General features: G+C 57.9%; 2 protein-coding genes and 1 pseudogene. All 3 read left to right on the top strand.

Features of this window, described 5'->3' with window-relative positions; genetic code table 11:
* A partial coding sequence (locus tag A3AY_RS0108695; protein WP_018325292.1) for a GTP-binding protein occupies window positions 1-402 on the top strand: 402 nt, incomplete at its 5' end.
* 45 nt (window positions 403-447) lie between these two features.
* Window positions 448-948: a DUF1097 domain-containing protein gene (locus A3AY_RS0108700; protein ID WP_026203248.1), complete on the top strand. Its 501-nt coding sequence runs from the start codon at window positions 448-450 to the stop codon at window positions 946-948.
* 25 nt (window positions 949-973) lie between these two features.
* Window positions 974-1,402: pseudogene (locus A3AY_RS0108705) on the top strand (SH3-like domain-containing protein); the annotation flags it as partial.

Genomic DNA, 1,402 nt, shown 5'->3' on the forward strand with positions numbered 1-1,402 from the left:
GTCCTGGGGATCGGCGCCTTCGACCTCAAGAACATTCTGGCGATCGATCCGAACATTCTCGACGAACATGACCACGAGCACGACCAGACGATCGGCTGCGTCGCAATCCGCGACTACGAGGCGCTCGACCCGGCCGCCCTCAATCGTTGGCTCACCCGACTTGTCCAGGAGATCGGCAACGATCTTTTCCGCATGAAGGGTGTGTTGAACTTCGCAGGCGAGGCGCGGCGATACGTCTTCCATGGCGTCCATATGACGCTGGAAGGACGCCCCGGCAAGATCTGGCAGCCCTCCGAGGCTCGCCTGAGCGACTTGGTCTTTATCGGTCGCAATCTCGACGAACGCGGCTTGCGCGAGGGTTTCAGAAGCTGCCTCGCCAATCCGCATGCGCTCGCTTCCTGACCCCTTCATTCCGGAAATGCCAATTGTCCATCAAGGAGACAGAACATGCCCCCTCTCGTTGCCGCAATGATCAGCCTTGGCGTCCTGGGCGCGATCGATACCTACATTACCGCGAGCCTATTTCCCGTTCCCGTCTGGGTGACGTTCATCGCCTGGGCTTCCTTCTTCGCTTGCGGCGGTGGCCAGCGCGGACTGATTAAAAGCATCGTTTCGAACGGGACGGGCATCATCATCGCTACGATCACGCTCCTGGTCATCCAGTTCGGACCAGCCTATCCAATCTTCGCTGCCATCCTGGTCGGTCTCGGCACGTCGGCAATGGTATTTGCTTCCTCCATTCCGATACTGAACTTCACACCAGCGATCGTCTTTGGCTTCGCCTCCTTTGTTGGCACGACGGCCGCCACCAACACCACAGTTGTGACCTCCGGCATCAATCATCCGACACTCGTCGCGATGGCCGCCATGCTGCTTGGCGGCGTCTTCGGGTTGCTCTCCGAAATGGGCACCAATCTTCTGGCGACCAAGAAGCCGGTCGCCGCCTAATTCGTAACGCAGAAAGGACAACGTCATGAAACTGCAACACTATCTAGGCGGGCTTGAGGGTCTTGGCCCGGTGAGCACCGAAACCCGCGTCTTTGTTGAGACCTGGGAAACCCGTATCTTCGGCATCCATACGGCGATGATGGCGCTTTCCGCGCAACTGCCACTTCCAAAGACACCATCCACATTCACGACCGTTTGGACGTGGGCGGACCTTCGAAAGGGTGCCGAATCCCTGAACCCATTCGATTATTTCAAATTCCGCTATTACGAAAAATGGCTCGGCGGCATTTCCGGCTACTTCATCGACAACGGATATATCACCGCGGAAGAACTCGACGCGTTGACGGAAGAATATTATAGCGATCCATCGAAGTCGGTTCCGGCCGCAGGCGACACGGCCATCGACAACCGGGTGGTGCAATATCTCGTCGAAGGCGACAGCCCGAAGCGCGAC

It is taken from the genome of Rhizobium giardinii bv. giardinii H152 (assembly GCF_000379605.1).
GTDB classification, from domain to species: Bacteria; Pseudomonadota; Alphaproteobacteria; order Rhizobiales; family Rhizobiaceae; genus Pararhizobium; species Pararhizobium giardinii.